We start from the raw sequence: 21,348 nt of genomic DNA on the forward strand, positions 1-21,348 counted from the left end.
CCGCCTAAGCGGGCCTATGGTGGCATTCAACCGTTACAGGCTGGCGATTCGTCCACGCTGTTCGGCCAGCTTGGCGAGCGCCTGCTCGGCTTCGGCCAGCTTGGCGCGTTCTTTGGCAATCACCTCGGCTGGCGCCTTGTCCACGAAGCCGGCGTTGTTCAGCTTGCCTCCGACGCGCTTTACCTCGCCTTCCAGACGCTGGATTTCCTTATCCAGACGACCCAGTTCAGCAGCCTTGTCGATCAGACCTGCCATCGGTACCAACACTTCCATCTCGCCAACAAGCGCTGTAGCAGAAAGCGGTGCCTCTTCATCGGCAGCCAGAATGCGGATCGACTCGAACTTGGCCAGCTTCTTGAGCAGGGGCTCGTTTTCGCTCATGCGTCGCTGATCTTCAGCGCTGGCATGCTTGAGCAGAATGTCGATGCGCTTGGCCATGGAGATGTTCATCTCACCACGAATCTGACGCACTCCTAGCATCAGCGCCTTGATCCACTCGATATCACCCTCAGCTGCGCTATCGATACGGGCCTCATTGGCAATGGGCCAAGTCTGCAGCATGAGGGTTTCGCCCTGTTGGCCGGCCAGCGGCGCGATACGGTGCCAGATTTCCTCCGTAATGAAGGGCATGAACGGATGTGCCAGACGCAGCGCAACTTCCAGCACACGTACTAGCGTGCGACGCGTACCACGCTGACGTTCGATAGAGGCATTCTCATCCCACAATACCGGCTTCACTAGCTCCAGATACCAAGCGCAGTATTCATCCCAGATGAATTCATAGAGTGCCTGAGTAGCCAGGTCGAAGCGGAACTGTTCTAGCTGGCGAGTCACTTCAGCTTCTGTACGCTGCAGTTGAGAGATGATCCAGCAATCCACAGAAGACAATTCGACCGGTTCGTCATTGACGCCACAGTCCTTGCCTTCGGTGTTTTCCAGCACGAAGTTGGCCGCATTCCAGATCTTGTTGCAGAAATTGCGGAAGCCTTCGACACGGCCCATATCGAATTTGATATCGCGGCCGGTGGAGGCCAGGGAGCAGAATGTGAAACGCAGGGCATCAGTACCGTAGCTGGCAATGCCTTCCGGGAATTCAGCACGGGTCTGCTTGGCAATCTTTTCCGCCAGCTTTGGCTGCATCATGCCGCTGGTGCGCTTCTGCAGCAGGCTCTCCAGATCAATGCCATCGACGATATCCAGCGGGTCAAGCACGTTGCCCTTGGATTTGGACATCTTCTGGCCCTGACCGTCGCGTACAAGACCGTGAACGTAGACGGTTTTGAACGGAATCTGCCCAGTCAGGTGAGTAGACAGCATGATCATCCGGGCGACCCAGAAGAAGATGATGTCAAAACCGGTTACCAGAACGTCGGTGGGGTGGAACGTCTTTAAAAATTCGGTCTGTTCCGGCCAACCAAGGGTAGAGAATGTCCACAGACCCGAACTGAACCAGGTGTCGAGAACGTCGTCGTCCTGGCGCAGCGCGATCTCGCCCAGATTGTGCTTGCTGCGGACTTCCGCTTCATCGCGACCAACGTAGACGTTGCCAGCCTCGTCATACCACGCCGGAATACGGTGGCCCCACCAGAGCTGACGGCTGATGCACCAATCCTGAATATCACGCATCCAGGAAAAGTACATGTTCTCGTACTGTTTGGGTACGAACTGAATAGAGCCGTTTTCCACGACCTCAATGGCTTTTTCAGCCAGAGGCTTGGTGGAGACGTACCATTGATCGGTCAGCCAAGGCTCAATAACAGTGCCGGAGCGATCGCCCTTGGGTACTTTCAGCGCATGGTCTTCAATTTTCTCTAGAAGACCGGCAGAGTCAAAGGCCGCTACGATCTGCTTGCGGGCTTCGAAACGATCCAGGCCCGCGTATGCGGACGGAATCCCTGCGTCGACTTCAGTGTTTACGCTGCCATCCAGGTTGAATACTTGTGCGGTGGCGAGTACCGCTGCGTTTTTATCGAAAATATTGATCAGGGGCAGGTTATGGCGCTTGCCGACCTCATAGTCATTGAAGTCGTGAGCAGGGGTGATTTTGACGCAACCTGTGCCAAATTCTGGATCACAATAATCGTCGCCCACGATCGGGATGCGACGGCCTACCAGCGGCAGCTCGATGAATTTGCCGATCAGTGCCTTGTAGCGCTCATCTTCAGGATGTACCGCTACGGCGGAGTCGCCCAACATGGTTTCCGGGCGGGTCGTGGCAACGATCAGGTAATCCTTGCCCTCTGCCGTCTTGGCACCATCAGCCAGGGGATAGCGCAGGTTCCACAATGAGCCTTTCTCATCATGGTTCTCGACTTCCAGATCGGAGATAGCCGTATGCAGCTTGGTATCCCAGTTGACCAGGCGCTTGCCGCGATAAATCAGGCCGTCCTCGTGTAGACGGACAAAGGCCTCCTTGACTGCTTCAGACAGACCGTCATCCATCGTGAAGCGTTCGCGTGACCAGTCTACGGAAGAGCCCAGGCGACGAATCTGGCGAGTGATGTTGCCGCCAGACTCGTTTTTCCATTCCCAGACTTTCTCTAGAAACTTCTCGCGACCCAGATCATGACGGCTGACGCCCTGCGCACTCAATTGGCGCTCCACCACCATCTGGGTGGCAATGCCTGCGTGGTCCGTGCCGGGCTGCCACAGGGTATTGCGGCCCTGCATGCGGCGGAAGCGGATCAGGGCGTCCATGATGGCATTGTTAAAGCCATGGCCCATGTGCAGGCTGCCGGTGACGTTGGGCGGCGGAATCATAATGGTATAGGGCTCGCCGGAGCCCTGAGGCGCGAAGTATCCCTTGGATTCCCAGGTCTGGTACCAAGAGGTTTCGATGTCGTGTGGCTGGTAAGTCTTGTCCATGTACGTTGGCAAAGGCGTCTGAAGAGGGAAAGCCTTTGAGTATAACGGGGATAACGGTCAGGTGCGATTGATCGCAACACTGACCGTCTTGTAATCAGACCTGCTCGCGCTGCCTGATCAGTTCATCGAGGCGGGCATCCAGGCGTTTTTGCAGTTCGGCTTCAACTTTAGGTGCGAATTCGGCAATGACCTCCTGGAGTATGAGGCGCGCTTCCTGGCGAAGTAGCTCCTCCAGGGATTCCTCATCCTGTCGAGAAACGCGCTCCGGCTCGATCTGATCAAGCAGCGGAGGAATAGCGCTTAGCCGTTCAATAGAGGGTACGACTACATCGGACAGTACAGGAATACCATCCTGGTCCAGCCGGTCGGTAAGCATGGGAAGGTCGTGTTTATCCAGTAGCTGGCGGATCGATTCCAGATCATTCATGAGATGTGCCGGGCGAGGCGGGAGGTCTTTGTCCATGATTGTCAGACTCGCGACAGACGATGGTCTTGTAAAGCATAGCCGCGCTCTCGGTAAAAGCGGAAATTCTCACGAGCCGCTTTGCGTATTGAAGCCTCTTCGATGACCAGTTCGGCAATTCTGCTGAAGCCGGCAAAAAAAGCAGGAATACGAGTATCCAGGTTGATCAACATTTCGCCGGTTCGCTCCTGTTGGGTGTCAATACCCAGCAGGACTGGGCTATCCGGCTTGTCCTCGGCAAAATCGTGAGGCAGGAAGCTGTCGGGACGGAAGTCCCAAAGCCGTTCGTCCAGCTGACTGCGTTGGGCTTCGTCAGCGCAATGGATATACGTCTGCATCTGCTGTCTCCACGCTTTTTCGGCGAGGCGGCATGCAAACGTCAGTCGGGCGTCAGGGTCGTCGCTGGGAAGAACATAGAAGTCGACACGGGTCATGTCTGGCTCCGGAGTATGGCTGGCAGCAGCGGCGCGATAGGGAAGCGAACCCTATCGCGCTGCACCGATTCAGCCTTGGCTGCGGTCTAGCAGATACTGCATAAGCAATGGGACGGGGCGGCCGGTAGAGGCCTTGTCCTTGCCACCACTGATCCAGGCGGTGCCAGCGATATCCAGGTGAGCCCATTTGTAGTTCTTGGCAAAGCGCGACAGGAAGCACGCTGCCGTAATGGTGCCTGCTTTAGGGCCACCAATGTTTGCGATATCAGCGAAGGGACTGTCGAGTTGCTCTTGATACTCATCATGCAGAGGCAACTGCCATACGCGGTCATCAGCCGCATCGCCGGCGGCTTTGATCTGCTGGATCAGGTTGTCATCGTTACCTAGCAGGCCAGAGACAACCGACCCCAGGGCTGTGACGCAGGCGCCGGTCAGTGTAGCGATATCGATCACGGACTGGGGCTTAAAGCGCTCGGCATAGGTTAGTGTATCGCACAGCACCAGACGGCCTTCAGCGTCTGTGTTGAGGATTTCCACCGTCTGACCGCTCATGGTTGTGACGATGTCGCCAGGGCGGGTCGCCGTTCCACTAGGCATGTTTTCGGCGCAAGCCAACAGGCCTACCAGGTTGATTGGGAGCTTGAGCTCGAGCGCGGCACGGAATGTACCCAGTACGCTGGCAGCACCACACATGTCGTATTTCATCTCATCCATGCCCTGGCTGGGCTTGATGCTGATGCCGCCGGTATCGAACGTAATGCCTTTGCCGACCAGAACATGGGGGGCTGTGTCTTTTGCAGCACCCTTGTATTGAAGCACTACCAGGCGGGGCGGTTGCTCGCTGCCTTGTGCCACGGCGAGAAACGAACCCATGCCCAGCTCGCGCATCTTCTTTTCGTCCAGTACATCGACTTTGAGGCCGGTTTCCTTGTACTGCTTGCCAAGTGCTTTGGCTTCGTCCGCAATGTAGGCGGGGTTACAGATGTTTGGTGGCAGGTTGCCAAAATCCTTGGCATAGGCAACGCCTGCAGCAATGGCCTGGGCGTGGGCAAGGCCTCGCTCCATATCAACTTGAGCGGCCTTGCTGCCTGCCAGAATGATTTTCTTCAGAGCACGAGGCTCGGTTTTCTTGCTCTTGAAACGATCGAAAACATACAGGCCATCCGCCAGCGTTTCAGCCAGCAGGCGAGCCTTCGCATAGCTGTCACGCTGCTTGACGTTGACATCGCCGAGGAAGAAGGCAGCATCAGTACCGCCCAAACCTTTGAGTACGCCTAATGCTGCGCTGACCACTTTGCGATATGCGCGATCGCCCAGGCCTTCTTCAGTATTTCCAGTGCCCACCAGCAAAACGCGCTCGGCTTTCAGACCGGTAAGGCCGGTCAGCAGCAGCGTCTGCCCCGGTTTGCCTGCCAGATCACCGCGCTTGACTGCAGCGCTCAGGGCGCCACCGGTAGCGGTATCGACCGTGGCCGCCGAAGCGTCCATATAACCATGTTCACCAACAGCAAGAACCAGTGTGGCTGTTTTCAGTGTTTCCGGACTTGCACTTTTAACGAGAAATTCCATTACGAGAAGCTCCCCAAGACAAACGAGTAGGTTTGCAGGATAATGCCAGCTATTTTCGCCGGGGCCGCCCTGCGGGCTGCCTTGCGCGGGTCGGTTTAGCAACGGCGGCTAGTTTGAGCGTACGCGCCTGAGCCTGACAACCCTGGAGAGCCTTGTTTGATCGTCTTTCGTTATCTAGCACGTGAAGTTCTCACCACCATGGGCGCGGTAAGCGCCGTTTTGCTGGTGATCATCATGAGTGGTCGCTTCATTAAATATCTGGCTCAAGCTGCGCAGGGTATCCTGGATCCTGGCGCCTTGATGATGATCATGGGATACCGGATTCCCGGTTTCCTAGAGCTGATTCTGCCGCTTGGTCTATTTTTGGGGATTCTGCTCTCCTATGGCCGTCTGTACCTGGAAAGTGAGATGACGGTCCTTTCCGCTACCGGAATGAGTCAGCAACGCCTCCTGGCCTATACGATGGCACCGGCAACACTCATTGCGTTTGTTGTTGCCTGGTTGAGTCTGTCGCTGACCCCTATGGGCGTTCAGCGTGTGGGTGAGATCTTGAATCAGCAGGATGCGCTGACCGAGTTCGATACCCTGGCGCCCGGTCGCTTCCAGTCGCTGCGTGATGGCTCGCGGGTGACCTATACCGAAGCGCTCAGCAATGATCGTACCCAGCTCTCGGGCGTCTTTATTTCTGAAAAGAATGAAGCCAAGGCCGGGTCTGATCGGGGCATTGGTGTGCTGATCGCCGATAAGGGCCACCAGGAAATCCATTCCGATGGCAGTCGTTACCTGATTCTGGAAAATGGTTTCCGGTATGACGGTACCCCAGGTCAGGCGGACTATCGTGCGCTTCAATACGATACCTACGGAGTGTTGCTTCCTAAGCCTGAAGTCAGTACGGATGTAGGTGCGCGCGAAGCGATTCCGACACGTGCCCTGATGTCCAGCGATGACATCCGTCAGAAGGCCGAGCTGCAGTGGCGTCTTTCCATTCCGGTGCTGGTTTTCATCGTGACGCTGATTGCCGTGCCGTTATCGCGTGTCAATCCACGTCAGGGACGCTTCCTTAAACTACTGCCCGCCATCCTGCTTTATATGGCCTACCTTTCCCTGCTGATTGCCGCCCGTGGCTCGCTCGATAAGGGCAAGCTTCCGCCTGCCATCGGTCTTTGGCCGGTTCATCTGTTGTTTCTTGCGTTAGGTTTGCTGCTGGCCTTCTGGGAGCCGTTGCGCCTGTCCATGCGCCGCCGTGCTACGGAGAAAGGTCATGAGTAAACTCGATCGTTATATAGGTCGCTCGGTTCTAGTCAGTATTCTGGCTGTTCTTGGCGTTATTCTTGGATTGGCCTTGCTGTTTGCCTATATCGATCAGCTAGGGGATTTCGATGATAACTACGGCGCCCTGCAGGCGCTTACGTATGTACTGTTGACTGGCCCGCGGCGGGCTTATGAGCTCCTGCCCATGGCAGCGCTGATAGGCTGTCTGATTGGCCTGGGCTCGCTGGCCAGTAGCAGCGAGCTGATCATCATGCGAGCCGCTGGTGTCTCGCTGGCTCGAATTGTCTGGGCTGTCATGAAGCCTATGCTGCTGATCATGCTTGCAGGCGTGCTTATTGGTGAATATGTCGCTCCCTGGTCGGAAAACATTGCTCAGAGCAACCGTGCAATGGCGCAGGGCGGCGGTGATGCCCAGAGTTCCAAGCATGGCCTGTGGCATCGTCAGGGACGTGAGTACGTTCATATCAATGCGGTGCAGCCCAACGGTGTTCTGTTTGGTATTACACGTTATCAGTTTGATGAGCAGCGCCATTTGCTGTCGGCAAGCTTTGCCAAGCGTGCCGAGTACCGAGGCGACCATTGGGAGCTGCAAACGATCTCCACGACCCACTTCCGTGATCGTCACACCGAAGTCATAACAGCTCCAACAGAAAATTGGGACATCGAACTGACACCACAAATACTCGACACCGTTGTGATGGAGCCCGATGCTTTGTCCATTTCTGGTTTGTGGTGGTACATCCATTACCTGGCGGATCAGGGGCTTAATAATGCCTCTTACTGGCTGGCGTTCTGGGGCAAGGTATTCCAGCCGCTGGTGACAGCGGCACTTGTATTAATGGCCATTTCATTCATCTTCGGCCCGCTGCGCTCGGTAACATTGGGTCAGCGTATTTTTACCGGTGTGGTAGTAGGATTCGTATTCCGTATTGCTCAGGACCTGTTGGGGCCCTCCAGTCTGGTATTTGGATTCTCACCCATATTGGCGGTCCTGGTGCCTGCAGGAGTCTGTGCATTGGCAGGCATATGGTTATTGCGTAAAGCGGGCTGATGTCCTCACGAAAAAGGCTGAACATTCATCTGTTCGGCCTTTTTTGTGTCCTACTCCAAGATATGTATGGTTTGGCTCTTGGAAGCCAGATCAGACCAGCTTCGCCTGCGTGTATCGACGAGTATCCATAAAAGGCCTACCCCTAGGCAGAGATACGAGAAAAGAGCGGCGGCGAAGCGCAGGGCGGCTTGAGGCAGACTAATCCTTGTGCCGTCGGTATTTTGTATTCGGATCTTCCAGGCCTGCATGCCGAGCGTTTGGCCGTTATGTATCCAGTAGCCCGCAAAGTAAGCAAAGCTGACCAATACAATCAGGATGCTCAATATAGGGTCGCCTATCAGCTCCCCTTGTTCGGCCATTGCCTTGAGGCGGGAACCTCCCATCCAGGCCGCCAACCCGCCGAAATAACCCAATGTAGCCACCATTATCAAGGCAACAAGCAGAATGCTGTCATAGAGGCTTGCAGCTAGTCGCCTGGCAAGACCGGCGGATGGGTATTTTCTGGTAGGCAGGGATAGGGTTCGTGGCATGAGGCGTTGCTGTTCGTAATAAGCGTTCTACTGCAACACTTGGTAGTTAGCATGGCAAGCCTGTCTTTCCTCGAAAGGCTTACAGCAATAAACCGTCCTGAGGGTGTAGAGGGGGCGGGAGGTCTCGTTCATCCAGCAGTTCAAGCAGGGAGATTTCCAGACCTCTGCACATGGCATTGAGTGGCAGGTCGTTTGGCATCTTATCGAAAGGGTCCGCTATCTGATCTCCCAGGGCATCCAGTCCAAAAAAGGTATACGCCAGTACGCAAACAGCAAGTGGGGTAAACCAGCCAATGCTATCCACCAGGCAGAACGGTAGTAGAAAACAGTAAATGTGTACGGTGCGATGCAGCATCAGAATATAGGGATAGGGGATAGGTGTATTTCTGATGCGTTCACAGCCTCCCAGCACATAGGAGAGGCGACTGATCTGTTGATCTACAGAGCTAAGAAGAATTTCGCTGGAGTTGTGTTGCCGCATCAACTGACTGATGTTCTGTCCAATAAGACCCAGTATCACATTAGGCCGATTGGCGGCTGCCAGCGCCCGGGCGCAGTCGTTCTGTGTCAGAAGGCGCTTCAGGTCGGGCGTTGGGTCATCGTTTCTCAAGTGGTCGCGAAGCGCATGGCTGAATGCGGTCAGTTGAAGAGCTATGGAGCGTCGCTCTTCAACAGTCATTCCAGGAAAAAAACTCAACGTTTGCCGCACTAGGTTGCGAGAGACGATGAGCAATTCTCCCCACAGGGTCCGCGCTTCCCAAAAGCGCTGGTAGGCCACGCTATTACGAAAGCCCAAGAATATCGCCAGCGTCAGTCCCCAAAGTGTAAAAGGCGTAGCTGTCAAAATAACCTTGTAGTGGTAGAGGGTGCCATGCGTGGCTACGACAAAGGAGCTTAGCAGCACCGTGTAGAGCACTCGCTTCCAAATGGCGGGAATAATGGAGCCTTTCAGAGAAAACAGCAGCACCCATAGCGATGGGGTCTGAGGGCGTACGATCATGCTAACCCTTATGCTCAAATACCAAACGGTGGGAAGTGGGCGTCAGCCGAGTGCCGCTAGCATTCGGAAATATCACCATAAAGACGCAGGGTTCGTTCCTGAATTTCTTCTTTTATCTCATCGGCGACAGCCTTGAGCAGAACGGCATGATGAAGCTGGGTGGCGTGTAGATCCCTCTCGACAATGATGCCGTGGGGTGTCGTGACAATGACTCTGGCGAAATTCTCATCTCTTTCCAGGCATTCCACCTTGCCTTCGCAAGCGAGTTGACTGACTAATGCGGCCAGCAGGTTCTTCATATCCATATCCCCTCAGATGTATCAGAATGACATGACTTCCGGTCCCTGAGTTCTCGCCGTTTGGCGGAAGAGGCTTGGAGGAGTGTGCCTGGCGTTCATGCACTATTAAAAGGCCTCGTGCAAGACGAGACTTTAAAGACAAAGCGTCAACTGGCTTTTAATCACCATTGGAAAGCGGGCCTGTAATACGTCGGCGCAGGCTTTGATAATGGGCACGATGACGTGGCGGCGGAGCGTAATAGTGTCTTGCGTGGAGCCTATGGTAGTGCAGCCTTTGAAGCTGACGGTAAGTAATAGGGGCTTTGTAATTCTCATGGTGAGGCGGCGGCCCATAAACCCGCTCACGCTCAAAAGCCGCGGCTTCACCTGCACTGATAAGGCAGCCGATGAGTAAGGTTACCTTCAATATTCGACCTGGCATACGTACCTCCTTCAGCAAGAGCTTTTGCCTCGCTGCTATAAAGCACCGTACGGCTGTCGCGTGACGTCAAGGCAGGTAAAGGTTGGGTAAAGAGGTGAGGCAGGAAGACCGCTCAAGCCTGCGTTAAACGGTGCAGAACGATGCATAGAGAGATCGGGAGGATGAATCTTTCGCGTTGGCTTGTAATGATCTACTCCAAGGCACGCCTGAGGCGCTTTATACCAAGGAAGTAGTTATTACTTGGGAGAGCCAGAAGAGGGCAGGATAGAGAGACACAAAAAAACCGGCTCTAGGGCCGGTTCTTCTGATGTTTCAGGACTTGCTGGAAAGTCCTGAAAACTTTGTATGGTGCCTCGGGAGAGACTCGAACTCTCACTCTGTCGCCAGAAACGGATTTTGAATCCGCCGCGTCTACCGATTCCGCCACCGAGGCAATGGCGGCGCAGTATAGGGATGAGATTGTTTCGAGTCAACGCTTTAAATGGTCTTATTTCATCTCTTCCGGTAAGCTGTGCGACCTTTCGAGATGAGCCTGCATGCAAGTTTCCGATTTTTATTTTGAACTACCTGAATCGCTCATAGCACGTCATCCGCTATCCGAGCGCCGCGCAAGCCGGCTGCTGGTGCTGGACGGACCTTCTGGAGCGATCAATCATCAGCAGTTTTCCGACCTGCTGGACTATCTGCGTCCAGAGGATCTCATGATCTTCAACGATACGCGGGTTATTCCTGCGCGATTGTTTGGGCAAAAAGCCAGTGGCGGAAAGCTTGAAATACTTGTCGAGCGTGTCCTGGATGAATTCAGGGTCTTGGCTCATGTGCGTTCCAGCAAGTCTCCCAAGCCGGGTGCAGTCATCCATGTCGAGGGTGGCGGAGAGGCGGAGATGCTGGCGCGGCATGATGCGCTGTTTGAGCTGCGCTTTGCAGAGCCTGTGCTGGGGCTTCTGGAGCGGGTAGGGCGCATGCCGCTGCCGCCCTACATTGATCGCCCGGACGATGAAGAGGATCGTGAACGGTATCAGACCGTTTATGCCCGCAATGCAGGGGCTGTGGCTGCACCGACGGCAGGGCTGCATTTTGACGAAGCCATGCTGCAAGCCATTCGCGAAAAAGGTATCGAAACCGAATTCGTGACGTTGCATGTGGGGGCCGGTACGTTCCAGCCCGTTCGGGTCGATCGCATCGAAGATCATCATATGCATCGAGAGTGGTTGCAGGTCAGTCAGGCGGTCGTCGATGCCGTCGAGCGCTGCAAGGGCCGTGGCGGGCGCGTCATTGCAGTGGGCACGACCAGTGTCCGCTCCTTGGAAAGCGCTGCGCGAGACGGTCAACTCAAGGCTTTTAGTGGCGATACGGATATCTTCCTTTATCCTGGCAAGCCTTTTCACGTTGTCGATGCGCTGGTGACCAACTTTCACCTGCCCGAGTCGACGTTGCTGATGCTGGTTTCGGCTTTTGCAGGTTATCCTGAGACAATGGCCGCCTACGCCGCTGCCGTTGAGCAAAACTACCGTTTCTTTAGTTATGGTGATGCCATGTTCATTACCCGTAACCCAAACGCCAAAGGGCCAGAGTCCTGAAATGAGCTTCATGAAGTTTGAGTTGCTGGCGACCGAAGGCCGGGCCCGTCGAGGCCGACTGAGCTTTCCTCGCGGCGTAGTCGAAACCCCTGCGTTCATGCCGGTTGGCACATACGGCACCGTCAAAGGCATGTTGCCACGGGACATTGAGGCGATTGGGGCACATATCATCCTGGGGAATACATTCCACCTCTGGCTGAGGCCTGGGGTCGAAGTCATTGGTCGTCACGGCGATCTGCATGACTTCATGCAATGGAAGGGCCCTATCCTTACGGATTCTGGCGGCTTTCAGGTATTCAGCCTGGGGGCGCTGCGCAAGATCAAGGAGGAGGGCGTCTACTTTGCGTCGCCAGTCGATGGTGCCAAGGTCTTCATGGGGCCGGAAGAGTCCATGGCCGTTCAGCGAGCGCTGGGATCGGACATCGTCATGATCTTTGATGAGTGCACGCCGTATCCTGCCGACTTCGATACAGCCAAGCGCTCCATGGAGCTGTCGCTGCGCTGGGCCAAGCGTTCACGTATTGCCCATGGTGATAGCCCTTCGGCGTTATTCGGCATTGTCCAGGGCGGAATGCATGAGGAGCTACGTCTGCGTTCGCTGGAGGGGCTGGAAAACATCGGTTTCGATGGTTACGCCATCGGCGGGCTTTCAGTGGGAGAGCCGAAGGAAGAAATGATCAGGGTTCTGGACTTTCTTCCGCCGCATCTGCCTGCTGACAAACCTCGTTACCTCATGGGTGTTGGAAAGCCGGAAGATCTGGTCGAAGGTGTGCGGCGTGGCGTCGACATGTTTGATTGTGTAATGCCTACACGTAACGCACGTAATGGGCACTTATTCATTGATACCGGCGTTCTCAAGATTCGTAATGCTGTCCACCGGCATGACGATTCACCCTTGGATCCGACCTGCGACTGCTATACCTGCCGCAACTTTTCCCGTGCTTATCTGCATCACTTGGATAAATGCGGCGAAATGCTAGGCAGCATGCTGAATACAATCCATAACCTGCGTCACTATCAACGGCTGATGTCTGGTTTACGTGATGCTATTCAACAGGGTAAATTGGCCGACTTCGTCGATTCCTTCTATGCGCGCCGCGGCTTGCCTACCCCGCCGTTGGCAGATTGATTTCCAGACTTTGCAACAGGAGTTATTGCAATGAGCTTTCTGATCCCCGCTGCCTATGCCCAGGAGACTGCTCCGGCGGCTGCCGCACCAGGTGGTGAATATATTCAATTCATTTTCCTGATCGGTTTCGTGGTCATTTTTTACTTTCTGATCTGGCGTCCGCAGGCCAAGCGTGCCAAGGAGCACAAGAACCTGCTGGGCAATCTGCAGAAGGGTGACGAAGTGGTAACGTCCGGTGGTATCGCTGGACGTGTAGTAAAGGTGACGGATGATTTCGTGGTTATCGAAGTATCCGATACTGTCGAACTCAAGTTCCAGAAAGGTGCGATTGCCGCTACGTTGCCCAAGGGCACGTTGAAAGCAATCTAATCCTACCTCTAGGTATATGCACGGGGCGCGCAAGGCGCCTCGTTTCTTAATCCGGGCGGTGTCATGCTCAATAAATATCCCTTATGGAAATACCTGCTGATCCTGGCAGTGCTGGTGGTCGGCTTCATTTATTCCGCGCCCAATCTCTACCCCGATGATCCTGCTATTCAAATCAGCAGCTCAAGCACGGAGCTGACGGTGAGTCAGGCGGAATTGGATAACATTACCAAGGCGCTGGCCGACACCAATATCAGCGTAAAGGCTGTCGATCTTGCCAGTGACGGTAAGCGTGGGCTCATTCGGTTGAGTAAGGCAGATGATCAATTGCCGGCTCAGGACGTAGTGCGCAAGACCTTGGGTGATGACTATGTCGTTGCGCTTAACCTGGCCCCGACTACGCCCGAATGGCTGCGCAAGCTTGGCGCAAGTCCAATGAAGTTGGGTCTTGACCTGTCGGGTGGCGTGCATTTCCTGCTATCCGTTGACATGGACAAGGCTGTCGATGCGCGTATGAAGGTGTACGACAGCGAAGTGAAGACACTGCTTCGTCGCGAGAGAGTTCGGTACCGCAGTCTTCCCCAGCAGGGCAATGTCATTCAGCTGGGCTTTGCTGATGCGCAAGCACTGGAACAAGCGTCCGATCTGATCCGAAAGAATTACAACGACTTCGTTCTGACAAATGAAGCGCGTGACAATCTTCAGGTGCTACGCCTTGAACTGTCTCAGGCGAAGCTGACGGAGATTCGTGAATATTCCATCAAACAGAACCTTACTACTGTTCGTAACCGTGTGAACGAGCTGGGTGTGGCCGAGCCGCTTGTTCAGCGCCAGGGCGCCAACCGTATTGTAGTAGAGTTGCCTGGCGTACAGGACACTGCAGAAGCGAAGCGTATTCTCGGCAAGACGGCAAACCTGGAGTTCCGTCTGGCAGCAACGCAAGACACTCCGCGCAGTGCTACAGAAAGCTTTGAGTTCCGTGATGCCGGTCGTCAATCCGTTCCGCTGGAACGCAGTGTAATCATCACGGGTGATCAGGTTACAGACGCTTCTGCAAGCTTTGATGAAAATGGTCGCCCGCAAGTGAACATCAAACTGGATGGTCACGGTGGTGACCTGATGAGTCGTGCTACGCGTGGAAACATTGGACGCAGCATGGCCGTTGTGTTCATTGAGCAGAAGCCGGTGACTCGCTACGAGCGTCAGACCGTTAATGGTGTTGAAAAGGATGTCGCTGTACCAAGCTTCCAGGAAGATCGCCGTATTATCAGTCTGGCTACCATCCAGTCAGCGCTGGGCAACAGTTTCCGTATTACAGGGCTGAATGGTTCTGGTGAAGCCTCCGAACTTGCGCTGCTGTTGCGTGCTGGTGGTCTTGCCGCGCCCATGTATTTCGCTGAGGAGCGAACGCTGGGTCCAAGCCTTGGTGCAGATAATATTGCCAAGGGCCTTAATGCTGCGCTCTGGGGAATGGCTTTTGTCTCCCTGTTTATTATCGTGATCTACCGCGTCTTTGGTGTGATCGCGACAGTGGCGCTGGGCTTCAACATGGTTCTTTTGATCGGGTTGATGTCTGTCCTTAATGCAACGCTTACGCTGCCAGGTATTGCCGGTATCGTTCTGACAATGGGTATGGCGGTTGATGCCAACGTATTGATCTTCTCGCGTATCCGCGAAGAACTGGCGAATGGTATGCACGTACAGCGAGCAATTCATGAAGGTTTCAGCAGGGCGTTCAGTGCGATTGTCGATGCCAACCTGACTACGCTTCTCGTCGGCGCGATCCTGTTTGCAATGGGCACCGGCCCGGTCAAGGGCTTCGCTGTCACAATGTCGCTCGGTATTTTCACCTCCATGTTCACAGCCATCATGGTGACTCGTGCAATGGTCAACCTGAGCTTTGGCGGCCGTAACATCAAGAAGCTGTGGATTTGAGGAGCTGCGATGAAACGAACCATTAATTTCATGGGCGTACGCAATGTTGCGTTCGCCCTGACACTGGTGCTTACATTGATTGCCATTGGTAGCCTAGCTATCAAGGGACTCAATTTCGGCCTGGATTTCACAGGCGGAACCCTGATTGAGCTGCGTTATGAGAAAGCAGCGGATTTGGGAAGCATTCGTACTCAACTGGAGCGTTCGGGCTTCAAGGATGCTGTTGTTCAGAGCTTTGGTGCGACTACCGATGTGCTGGTACGTATGCCTGGCGACGATGCGCAGCTAGGTCAGAAGGTTGCGGCTGCGCTGCAGCAGGCCAGTAACGATAATCCGGCTTCTGTTACGCGTGTCGAGTTCGTAGGTCCCCAGGTAGGGGAAGAGCTGCGGGACCAGGGTGGACTCGGAATGCTTCTGGCGCTGGGCGGGGTATTGCTTTACGTCGGCTTTCGTTTCCAATGGAAGTTTGCGTTGGGCGCGATCCTGTCTCTCGTGCACGACGTTATTGTTACGCTTGGTGTGCTGTCGTTCTTCCAGGTTACGTTCGATCTGACCGTTCTGGCTGCAGTACTGGCTATCATTGGCTATTCATTGAACGACACCATCGTGGTGTTTGACCGGGTACGTGAAAACTTCCGTGTTTTACGCAAAGCAAGCCTGATCGATAACATCAACATCTCTACTACGCAGACACTTCTCAGAACCTTGGCGACATCCATTTCCACGTTGTTGGCAATTACAGCATTGCTGGTTTTTGGAGGCGATAACCTCTTCGGTTTCTCGGTTGCCTTGTTTATTGGTGTGCTCGCAGGAACTTATTCTTCGATCTATATCGCAAACGTTGTGTTGATCTGGCTGAATTTGAACTCGGAAGACCTGATACCACCAGCAGCAAAGGAACTTGATGACAGGCCTTGATGTCCAAGGCTCGGAATAAGGTGGATGCCTTGTTGGTAAATCAGGAGAGATTGACGTGAATAAATCGATGCTCGTTGGAACGGTATTGGGCGCAGTTCTGGTTACGGCTGGAGGTGCTGTTGCCTATGGTGTTTCAGATCGAGGTCCAAAGTTCGCTGAGGTCGTAGCCGTCCAACCGGTCAAGGAAACGATCAAAACGCCCCGTGAAGTCTGTAAGGATGTAGCGGTTACACATCGCAGGCCTGTACAGGATCAGCATCAGATTGCCGGAACTGCCATCGGCGCTGTAGTCGGTGGTCTGCTGGGTAATCAGGTCGGCGGGGGTAATGGCAAGAAGCTTGCCACTGTCGCCGGGGCTGTGGGTGGAGGTTACGTAGGTAACAAAACCCAGGAGCACATGCAGAACTCCGATACCTATACCACCACGCAAAAGCGCTGCAGCACGGTTACAGACGCGAGCGAAAAAGTGGTGGCTTACGACGTCAAGTATCTACTGGATGGCAAGGTGGGGCAAGTCCGCATGGATCGTGATCCCGGTAAGCAGATCCCCGTACAGGGTGGTCAGCTGGTATTGGCCGAGCAGACTGCTTCCGTACAGTAAGAAAAGTGACCACAAAAAACCCGCCATATGGCGGGTTTTTTTATGCTCGAATCAGTCAATGTACTCGAAGAGTTTCACGATCCTTTGAACACCAGAGACGCTCTGAGCAACGTTTGTGGCCAGATTGGCTTCTTGGTGCGTCACCAGGCCAAGCATGTAAACAATGCCATTTTCCGTGACTATCTTGATACGAGAGGCAGGCACACTGTTATCAGTAAGCATCTTACTTTTGATCTTGGTGGTGATCCAGGTGTCGTTGTTGCGAGCCAGTAGTGAGGAAGGCTCAAGTACCTGGAGTTCGTTATGAACCAGCTTTACACGTTGTACATTGCGCGCAACCTGCTCGGCCTGCGCCTTGAGTTCTGGACGTGGAGTCTGGCCGGCCAGTAGAACTACTCCGTTATAGCTGACAACGACAATGTGCGACTTATCCAGGTCAGGGTTGGCCTTAGATATATTCACTTTTGCCTTGGTCTCGATCAGTGAATCATCAATCTTGCTACCGATGGTCCGCGTGCCGCGGTTGTCCGCGATGGGGTCGTCACGGGTTGCGCTTAGAAAGCCGCTGCAGCCGCTGAGTACGACGGTGAGGGCGAGGCAGGACAGTGCCAAGCATTTTTTCATTCTTCACTCCCGAACAGTTGCTGATCTATCTGGTCGCATAGGCAGTGGATGACTAGCAGATGCACTTCCTGAATGCGTGCTGTTACTTTGGCTGGGACGCGAATCTCGATATCTTCTGGCAGAAGCAGCGAGGCCATGCCGCCCCCGTCTCGCCCGGTAAGCGCTACAACTGTCATCTCGCGGTCATGGGCAGCTTGTATGGCCTGGATTATATTGGCTGAGTTTCCGCTGGTGGAAATGGCAAGCAGTACATCGCCAGGCTGGCCCAGCGCCCGAATTTGCTTTGAGAAGACTTCGTTGTAGCTATAGTCGTTCGCAATTGAGGTCAGGGTCGAGCTGTCGGTTGTTAAGGCGAGGGCGGGCAGGCTTGGGCGCTCACGCTCAAAACGATTGAGAAGCTCTGATGAAAAATGCTGGGCATCTCCTGCGGAGCCACCGTTTCCGCAGGACAGGATTTTTCCTTCATTCAATAGTGCATTGACCATTACCTGGCTGGCATGCTCGATGTGAGGAACAAGCACATCCATGGCCTGACGCTTGGTCTCAATGCTGTCCAGGAAGAGTTTGGTAATGCGGGCTTGCGTGTCCATCGGGTTTGCTTGACCTTGTAAAACTACTCAGGAATCGAATGCGTTCTTTATCCATTCGAGATGCGAAGAGGTACTGCCGACAGCAGGGCTGAGCGCAACAACATCAAAGCGGCAAGGGGATTTAGCCCAACGAGACTCGCTTTGAAGAAAAAGCTGTGCGGTTGCAATCAGACGTTGACGCTTTCTGGCGTCAATGCTTTCAACGGCTCCGCCCCAGGCAATATGACGCCTGGAGCGTACTTCCACAAATACTACTGTATCCCTGTCGAGCATGACCAGATCAAGCTCGCCGCTACGCCGCGACCAGTTGCGGACTACAAGTTTGAGCCCTTGTTTCTGCAGGTAGGCAAGCGCTTGATCTTCGGCGGCCTGCCCACTTTCTCGCGTCGTGGTTTTCACAGCGTACCGGATTGTGAAACGGGCTGAACCTGCCCATTGACGAACTGGGCCCAAGGTAGTCTGCGCACCACGCGCTGCGTTGGGCTTAGCGTCAGGTCACCTGACAGGCCATTTATTTGCGTATTGGGGAGCGCCTTGAGCTGTGGCAGACGAGTAGAAAGCAAGTAGGCATCTACTCCCATGGCATATAGGCGACCCAGGCTGCTGGACGCTTGGGGCCACTGGGTAACGACCTTGCGGCGAACAGGATCGTTGGTATTAAGCAGCCACGGTGTTTCGCAGAACTGAATTCCGTTCAGGTCCTGATCCTGAGCAGGGTTGCTGCTGCCGGAATACAGGTGTGAAGTGGCGTAGACGGGTATATCTCCAGCATATTGATACGCCAGCGTAGGCTTGATCTGGCGAGCCTGTTGGGGTGTTGCTGCAAGGAAGATAAAGTCGATGCTTTGCCCGCCCTGACGGTTTTGCAGCAGACGCGTAATCTGGCGTGCCAGCTCTACCGGCTGATCGATTCGCTCGGCTCCAAGCAGCATGCCGCCTTTTGCCCGCCACTCCTGGTCAAAGGCTGCCAGTACACGGTCGCCCCAATCGCCGCGCGGAACCATCGCTACCGCAGTGTGCTTGCCTTCTTCCGCTGCGCGGTCGGCCGCTTCGCGTGCCTCATCCTCTGCCGCCAGACCGAACTGATAGAGCTGCTTTGGGCCTACGCCTTGGCTGTCGCTGTAGTTGAGCGCAAGAGTAGGCAAAGGTAGCTGTTGATGATCGCTGAGTTGCTTGACCAAGCTTTTCTCTAACGGACCAACCACCAGCTGGGCGCCGTCGGCTTTGGCCTGACGATAAAAGTCGTCAATGGAGCGGACCTGTGTGCTGTCGTAAAAGGATACGGCAGGAGGTGTCTGGCCGTTTTGCTGACTCTCGTAAAGCGAAGCCATGAAGCCGTCCTGTAAGGCGCGGGATACATTGGCAAGTTGTCCCTGTTGCGGTAGCAGCAAGGCGATATGTGTCAGCGGCTGTTGCTCCAGGTTGCGCAGCTTTTCAAGCGCTTGCGGAAGATGCGAGGCGGCTGGATGATTTGGATTCTGCTTGCGCCAGTCGTCAATGGCGGCGAGCTGATCATCCAGTGAGCCGTTTGAATGAGTGATAGCGGCCAGTGCCAGCCAGCCATTAAGCTCATTGTTGCCTGCCACAGGTTGGAGTTGGTCGGCAGGAAGAGCCGAAATCAGACTCCAGATGGCTTCGTGGTTGGCGCTGGCCTGATCACTTTTGAGAAGCGGGGCAATGAAAATGCGCTCCTTGACTGCCGCCAGGGTCTGGTTGTCTGCCTGCAGGGCGCGTGCCTTTACCATGGATACACTGATCTGCTGCTCGACAGGCAGCTCGCTCAGGTGTTCGAAGCCAGGCTGTTGGAGTGCTTTCAGAGCCTCCTTTGGCTGATTTTCCGCTAAAGCAATTTCGCCTCTCAGGGTGCCGGCGTATACCTGCGGTATAGGCTTCAATTGCTGCAGTTGAATGCTGCCCAGTATCTGCTTGGCCTGCGTGAAGTTTTGCTGCTTGCAGGCAATCTCGGCAGCGGAGAGGCGCAACATGTTGGCCTTCTCTGATGTATCACTACCTGCCTGCTCAAGCAATTGCTGTATGTTGGCCTGGGGGATACGAGGCAGCTCACCCAATGTGTTGGAAGGCGAGCTTGCACAGGCGGCAAGTAGGCTAATAAGTGGAACGCTAACTAGCGTACGCAGGCGAACAGTCATGGCGTAATTCCTGGCGCAAAACAATTAATTGGCTGGATTGTAGCGAGTGCTGGTGAGCGGCGCGAATAGCGATGCCTCGAAACGCGTACAATGGAGGCCTTTATTGATACAAGAGTTTCATTATGAGCACTCCCGGCACGCTTTATATCGTCGCGACCCCCATAGGTAATCTGGAGGACATCAGTGCTCGGGCGCTTCGCATTCTGAAAGAAGTGTCGTTGATTGCCGCTGAAGATACGCGCCATTCTTCGCGCTTGTTGCAGCATTTCGGGATCAATACCCCTCTGGCCGCTTGCCATGATCATAATGAGCGCGAGCAGGGTGGGCGGTTCATCAACCGTTTGCTCGAAGGGGGAAGTGTTGCTCTGGTCTCCGATGCAGGAACACCCCTGATTTCCGATCCGGGTTTCCATCTGGTGCGACAGGCGCGTGCTGCGCAAATCCCTGTTGTGCCAGTTCCGGGAGCCAGTGCTGTCATAGCGGCACTATCAGCGGCCGGGCTCCCATCTGACCGGTTCATTTTCGAGGGCTTTCTGCCTGCAAAGGCCACGGCGCGACGAAGCCGCCTGGACGCCTTGAAGCAGGAAGAGCGGACCTTGATTTTCTACGAGGCGCCCCATCGGTTGCTGGAAAGTGTTGAAGATCTTGCTGCAATCATGGGAGGCGAACGCGTTGCTGTATTAGCCCGTGAACTGACCAAGACGTTTGAAACCATCAAGGACGCACCGCTTGGTGAACTGGTCGAGTGGATCCGATCCGATTCCAATCAGCAGCGGGGTGAGTGCGTTTTACTGATCTCGGGTTATGAGTCGGCTGAAAAGGATTCTCTGCCCCCTGAGGCGGTGCGAATTTTAAATATATTGCTCGCTGAAATGCCTCTCAAACGCGCGGCTGCGTTGGCCGCTGAAATCACGGGAGAGCGTAAGAACATGCTGTACCAATTTGCTTTGGAGCAACAGAACAAGCATTAGGAAAAGATCAAGGTTGTTATACGCCTGGCATCTAGGTACCCTTGCGCCCGGAGAGTCGATCGGACAGTCGCTGCTCCCGCTGCGCAAGCAGCAGGAGGGGAGGAAAGTCCGGGCTCCATAGGGCAAGGTGCCAGGTAACGCCTGGGAGGCGTGAGCCTACGGAAAGTGCCACAGAAAATAACCGCCTAAGCGCGCAAGCGCCGGTAAGGGTGAAAAGGTGCGGTAAGAGCGCACCGCACGGCTGGCAACAGTTCGTGGCTAGGTAAACCCCACCTGGAGCAAGACCAAATAGGAATCCATAGGCGTGGCCCGCGCTGGATTCGGGTAGGTTGCTTGAGGCAGTCAGTGATGGCTGTCCTAGAGGAATGACTGTTCTCGACAGAACCCGGCTTACAGATCGACTCTCCACTCACTCTCTCCCTTCTCTTGCTTCACATCCTTACTGATAACCCTATCTGAGAAATTACTTTAACTAGTCGAGGCAATTAGTTGAGTTAATTTCCGTTTGTCGGAAAAGTATGTTCGTCACCGTTTCGCTAAAAGCCCCATAATTTCTGTAACTCCTTAGTCTGCAAGCCTT

At 54.6% G+C, this 21,348-nt stretch carries 21 protein-coding genes, 1 tRNA gene and 1 other RNA gene; 10 read left to right on the top strand and 13 right to left on the bottom strand.

Annotation, left to right across the window (positions count from 1 at the left end):
- Window positions 1-33: 33 nt before the first annotated feature.
- The 4 genes from B3729_RS06630 to B3729_RS06645 form a co-directional block, all read right to left on the bottom strand.
- Window positions 34-2,865, bottom strand: coding sequence for a valine--tRNA ligase (locus B3729_RS06630; RefSeq protein WP_286787449.1), 2,832 nt, complete (start codon window positions 2,863-2,865; stop codon window positions 34-36).
- A 94-nt stretch (window positions 2,866-2,959) separates the two neighbouring features.
- Entirely contained in the window at window positions 2,960-3,328 is a 369-nt protein-coding gene (locus B3729_RS06635; RefSeq protein ID WP_010795345.1) for a hypothetical protein, read from the bottom strand.
- 5 nt (window positions 3,329-3,333) lie between these two features.
- On the bottom strand, window positions 3,334-3,762 hold the full coding sequence (locus tag B3729_RS06640; protein ID WP_286787450.1) for a DNA polymerase III subunit chi: 429 nt from the start codon (window positions 3,760-3,762) through the stop codon (window positions 3,334-3,336).
- A 69-nt stretch (window positions 3,763-3,831) separates the two neighbouring features.
- Window positions 3,832-5,331, bottom strand: coding sequence for a leucyl aminopeptidase (locus tag B3729_RS06645; protein WP_286787451.1), 1,500 nt, complete (start codon window positions 5,329-5,331; stop codon window positions 3,832-3,834).
- A gap of 156 nt (window positions 5,332-5,487) precedes the next feature.
- On the opposite strand from B3729_RS06645, the gene lptF reads away from it, so the two are divergent.
- Window positions 5,488-6,600, top strand: coding sequence for an LPS export ABC transporter permease LptF (lptF, locus tag B3729_RS06650; RefSeq protein WP_286787452.1), 1,113 nt, complete (start codon window positions 5,488-5,490; stop codon window positions 6,598-6,600).
- On the top strand, window positions 6,593-7,654 hold the full coding sequence (lptG, locus tag B3729_RS06655) for an LPS export ABC transporter permease LptG (protein WP_010795341.1): 1,062 nt from the start codon (window positions 6,593-6,595) through the stop codon (window positions 7,652-7,654). The genes lptF and lptG overlap by 8 nt, the downstream gene beginning before the upstream one ends.
- Window positions 7,655-7,704: 50 nt before the next feature.
- On the opposite strand, the gene B3729_RS06660 is transcribed toward lptG, so the two are convergent.
- The 5 genes from B3729_RS06660 to B3729_RS06680 all read right to left on the bottom strand — a co-directional run bounded on the left by B3729_RS06660 (window position 7,705) and on the right by B3729_RS06680 (window position 10,337).
- The gene (locus B3729_RS06660; protein WP_286787453.1) at window positions 7,705-8,184 is read right to left on the bottom strand and encodes an RDD family protein; all 480 of its coding nucleotides are present in this window, start codon (window positions 8,182-8,184) and stop codon (window positions 7,705-7,707) included.
- 79 nt (window positions 8,185-8,263) lie between these two features.
- Window positions 8,264-9,184 carry a bestrophin family protein gene (locus B3729_RS06665; RefSeq protein WP_019364187.1) on the bottom strand — a complete coding sequence of 307 codons (921 nt, stop codon included), beginning with the start codon at window positions 9,182-9,184 and terminating at the stop codon, window positions 8,264-8,266.
- Window positions 9,185-9,240: 56 nt separating this feature from the next.
- Window positions 9,241-9,483 (bottom strand): hypothetical protein, encoded by a 243-nt coding sequence (locus B3729_RS06670; protein ID WP_010795338.1) that lies wholly within the window; start codon window positions 9,481-9,483, stop codon window positions 9,241-9,243.
- A gap of 157 nt (window positions 9,484-9,640) precedes the next feature.
- Entirely contained in the window at window positions 9,641-9,904 is a 264-nt protein-coding gene (locus tag B3729_RS06675; protein ID WP_286787454.1) for a hypothetical protein, read from the bottom strand.
- 346 nt (window positions 9,905-10,250) lie between these two features.
- Window positions 10,251-10,337, bottom strand: a tRNA-Leu gene (locus B3729_RS06680).
- A 103-nt stretch (window positions 10,338-10,440) separates the two neighbouring features.
- Here B3729_RS06680 and queA point away from each other — a divergent pair.
- From queA to B3729_RS06710, 6 genes are all read left to right on the top strand, one after another.
- Complete coding sequence (gene queA, locus B3729_RS06685) at window positions 10,441-11,484, top strand: tRNA preQ1(34) S-adenosylmethionine ribosyltransferase-isomerase QueA (protein ID WP_286787455.1); 1,044 nt, start codon at window positions 10,441-10,443, stop codon at window positions 11,482-11,484.
- Window positions 11,485-11,494: 10 nt separating this feature from the next.
- Entirely contained in the window at window positions 11,495-12,613 is a 1,119-nt protein-coding gene (gene tgt, locus B3729_RS06690) for a tRNA guanosine(34) transglycosylase Tgt (protein ID WP_037030442.1), read from the top strand.
- A 30-nt stretch (window positions 12,614-12,643) separates the two neighbouring features.
- Window positions 12,644-12,982, top strand: a complete 339-nt coding sequence (gene yajC, locus B3729_RS06695) for a preprotein translocase subunit YajC (RefSeq protein WP_010795334.1) — start codon at window positions 12,644-12,646, stop codon at window positions 12,980-12,982.
- Between the two features lie 63 nt (window positions 12,983-13,045).
- Window positions 13,046-14,914 (top strand): protein translocase subunit SecD, encoded by a 1,869-nt coding sequence (secD, locus tag B3729_RS06700; protein WP_286787456.1) that lies wholly within the window; start codon window positions 13,046-13,048, stop codon window positions 14,912-14,914.
- Between the two features lie 9 nt (window positions 14,915-14,923).
- Window positions 14,924-15,832, top strand: coding sequence for a protein translocase subunit SecF (secF, locus tag B3729_RS06705; protein ID WP_010795332.1), 909 nt, complete (start codon window positions 14,924-14,926; stop codon window positions 15,830-15,832).
- Window positions 15,833-15,887: 55 nt separating this feature from the next.
- A complete protein-coding gene (locus B3729_RS06710) occupies window positions 15,888-16,433 on the top strand; it encodes a glycine zipper 2TM domain-containing protein (RefSeq protein ID WP_010795331.1) in 546 nt (181 codons plus the stop codon).
- A 51-nt stretch (window positions 16,434-16,484) separates the two neighbouring features.
- On the opposite strand, the gene B3729_RS06715 is transcribed toward B3729_RS06710, so the two are convergent.
- The 4 genes from B3729_RS06715 to B3729_RS06730 are packed head-to-tail and all read right to left on the bottom strand — an operon-like array spanning window position 16,485 to window position 19,797.
- The gene (locus B3729_RS06715; RefSeq protein WP_010795330.1) at window positions 16,485-17,057 is read right to left on the bottom strand and encodes a BON domain-containing protein; all 573 of its coding nucleotides are present in this window, start codon (window positions 17,055-17,057) and stop codon (window positions 16,485-16,487) included.
- Window positions 17,054-17,647: a phosphoheptose isomerase gene (locus B3729_RS06720; RefSeq protein ID WP_010795329.1), complete on the bottom strand. Its 594-nt coding sequence runs from the start codon at window positions 17,645-17,647 to the stop codon at window positions 17,054-17,056. The genes B3729_RS06715 and B3729_RS06720 overlap by 4 nt, the downstream gene beginning before the upstream one ends.
- Before the next feature lie 27 nt (window positions 17,648-17,674).
- The gene (locus tag B3729_RS06725) at window positions 17,675-18,046 is read right to left on the bottom strand and encodes a YraN family protein (protein WP_010795328.1); all 372 of its coding nucleotides are present in this window, start codon (window positions 18,044-18,046) and stop codon (window positions 17,675-17,677) included.
- On the bottom strand, window positions 18,043-19,797 hold the full coding sequence (locus tag B3729_RS06730) for a penicillin-binding protein activator (RefSeq protein WP_286787457.1): 1,755 nt from the start codon (window positions 19,795-19,797) through the stop codon (window positions 18,043-18,045). The genes B3729_RS06725 and B3729_RS06730 overlap by 4 nt, the downstream gene beginning before the upstream one ends.
- A gap of 122 nt (window positions 19,798-19,919) precedes the next feature.
- Between B3729_RS06730 and rsmI the strand changes: the two genes are divergently transcribed.
- A complete protein-coding gene (gene rsmI, locus B3729_RS06735; RefSeq protein ID WP_019366781.1) occupies window positions 19,920-20,768 on the top strand; it encodes a 16S rRNA (cytidine(1402)-2'-O)-methyltransferase in 849 nt (282 codons plus the stop codon).
- A gap of 51 nt (window positions 20,769-20,819) precedes the next feature.
- Window positions 20,820-21,177: RNase P RNA component class A (gene rnpB / locus B3729_RS06740), an RNA gene on the top strand.
- The last annotated feature ends 171 nt before the right edge of the window (window positions 21,178-21,348 follow it).

It is taken from the genome of Pseudomonas sp. UBA3149 (assembly GCF_002364655.1).
Lineage (GTDB): Bacteria > Pseudomonadota > Gammaproteobacteria > Pseudomonadales > Pseudomonadaceae > Chryseomonas > Chryseomonas luteola.

Bases quoted from the DNA above. Each gene is read 5' to 3' on its own strand.
- B3729_RS06630 (WP_286787449.1), bottom strand. From the start codon at position 2,865: ATGGACAAGACTTACCAGCCACACGACATCGAAACCTCTTGGTACCAG.
- B3729_RS06635 (WP_010795345.1), bottom strand. From the start codon at position 3,328: ATGGACAAAGACCTCCCGCCTCGCCCGGCACATCTCATGAATGATCTG.
- B3729_RS06640 (WP_286787450.1), bottom strand. From the start codon at position 3,762: ATGACCCGTGTCGACTTCTATGTTCTTCCCAGCGACGACCCTGACGCC.
- B3729_RS06645 (WP_286787451.1), bottom strand. From the start codon at position 5,331: ATGGAATTTCTCGTTAAAAGTGCAAGTCCGGAAACACTGAAAACAGCC.
- lptG (WP_010795341.1), top strand. From the start codon at position 6,593: ATGAGTAAACTCGATCGTTATATAGGTCGCTCGGTTCTAGTCAGTATT.
- B3729_RS06660 (WP_286787453.1), bottom strand. From the start codon at position 8,184: ATGCCACGAACCCTATCCCTGCCTACCAGAAAATACCCATCCGCCGGT.
- B3729_RS06665 (WP_019364187.1), bottom strand. From the start codon at position 9,184: ATGATCGTACGCCCTCAGACCCCATCGCTATGGGTGCTGCTGTTTTCT.
- B3729_RS06670 (WP_010795338.1), bottom strand. From the start codon at position 9,483: ATGAAGAACCTGCTGGCCGCATTAGTCAGTCAACTCGCTTGCGAAGGC.
- B3729_RS06675 (WP_286787454.1), bottom strand. From the start codon at position 9,904: ATGCCAGGTCGAATATTGAAGGTAACCTTACTCATCGGCTGCCTTATC.
- queA (WP_286787455.1), top strand. From the start codon at position 10,441: ATGCAAGTTTCCGATTTTTATTTTGAACTACCTGAATCGCTCATAGCA.
- tgt (WP_037030442.1), top strand. From the start codon at position 11,495: ATGAAGTTTGAGTTGCTGGCGACCGAAGGCCGGGCCCGTCGAGGCCGA.
- yajC (WP_010795334.1), top strand. From the start codon at position 12,644: ATGAGCTTTCTGATCCCCGCTGCCTATGCCCAGGAGACTGCTCCGGCG.
- secD (WP_286787456.1), top strand. From the start codon at position 13,046: ATGCTCAATAAATATCCCTTATGGAAATACCTGCTGATCCTGGCAGTG.
- secF (WP_010795332.1), top strand. From the start codon at position 14,924: ATGAAACGAACCATTAATTTCATGGGCGTACGCAATGTTGCGTTCGCC.
- B3729_RS06715 (WP_010795330.1), bottom strand. From the start codon at position 17,057: ATGAAAAAATGCTTGGCACTGTCCTGCCTCGCCCTCACCGTCGTACTC.
- B3729_RS06720 (WP_010795329.1), bottom strand. From the start codon at position 17,647: ATGGACACGCAAGCCCGCATTACCAAACTCTTCCTGGACAGCATTGAG.
- B3729_RS06730 (WP_286787457.1), bottom strand. From the start codon at position 19,797: ATGACTGTTCGCCTGCGTACGCTAGTTAGCGTTCCACTTATTAGCCTA.
- rsmI (WP_019366781.1), top strand. From the start codon at position 19,920: ATGAGCACTCCCGGCACGCTTTATATCGTCGCGACCCCCATAGGTAAT.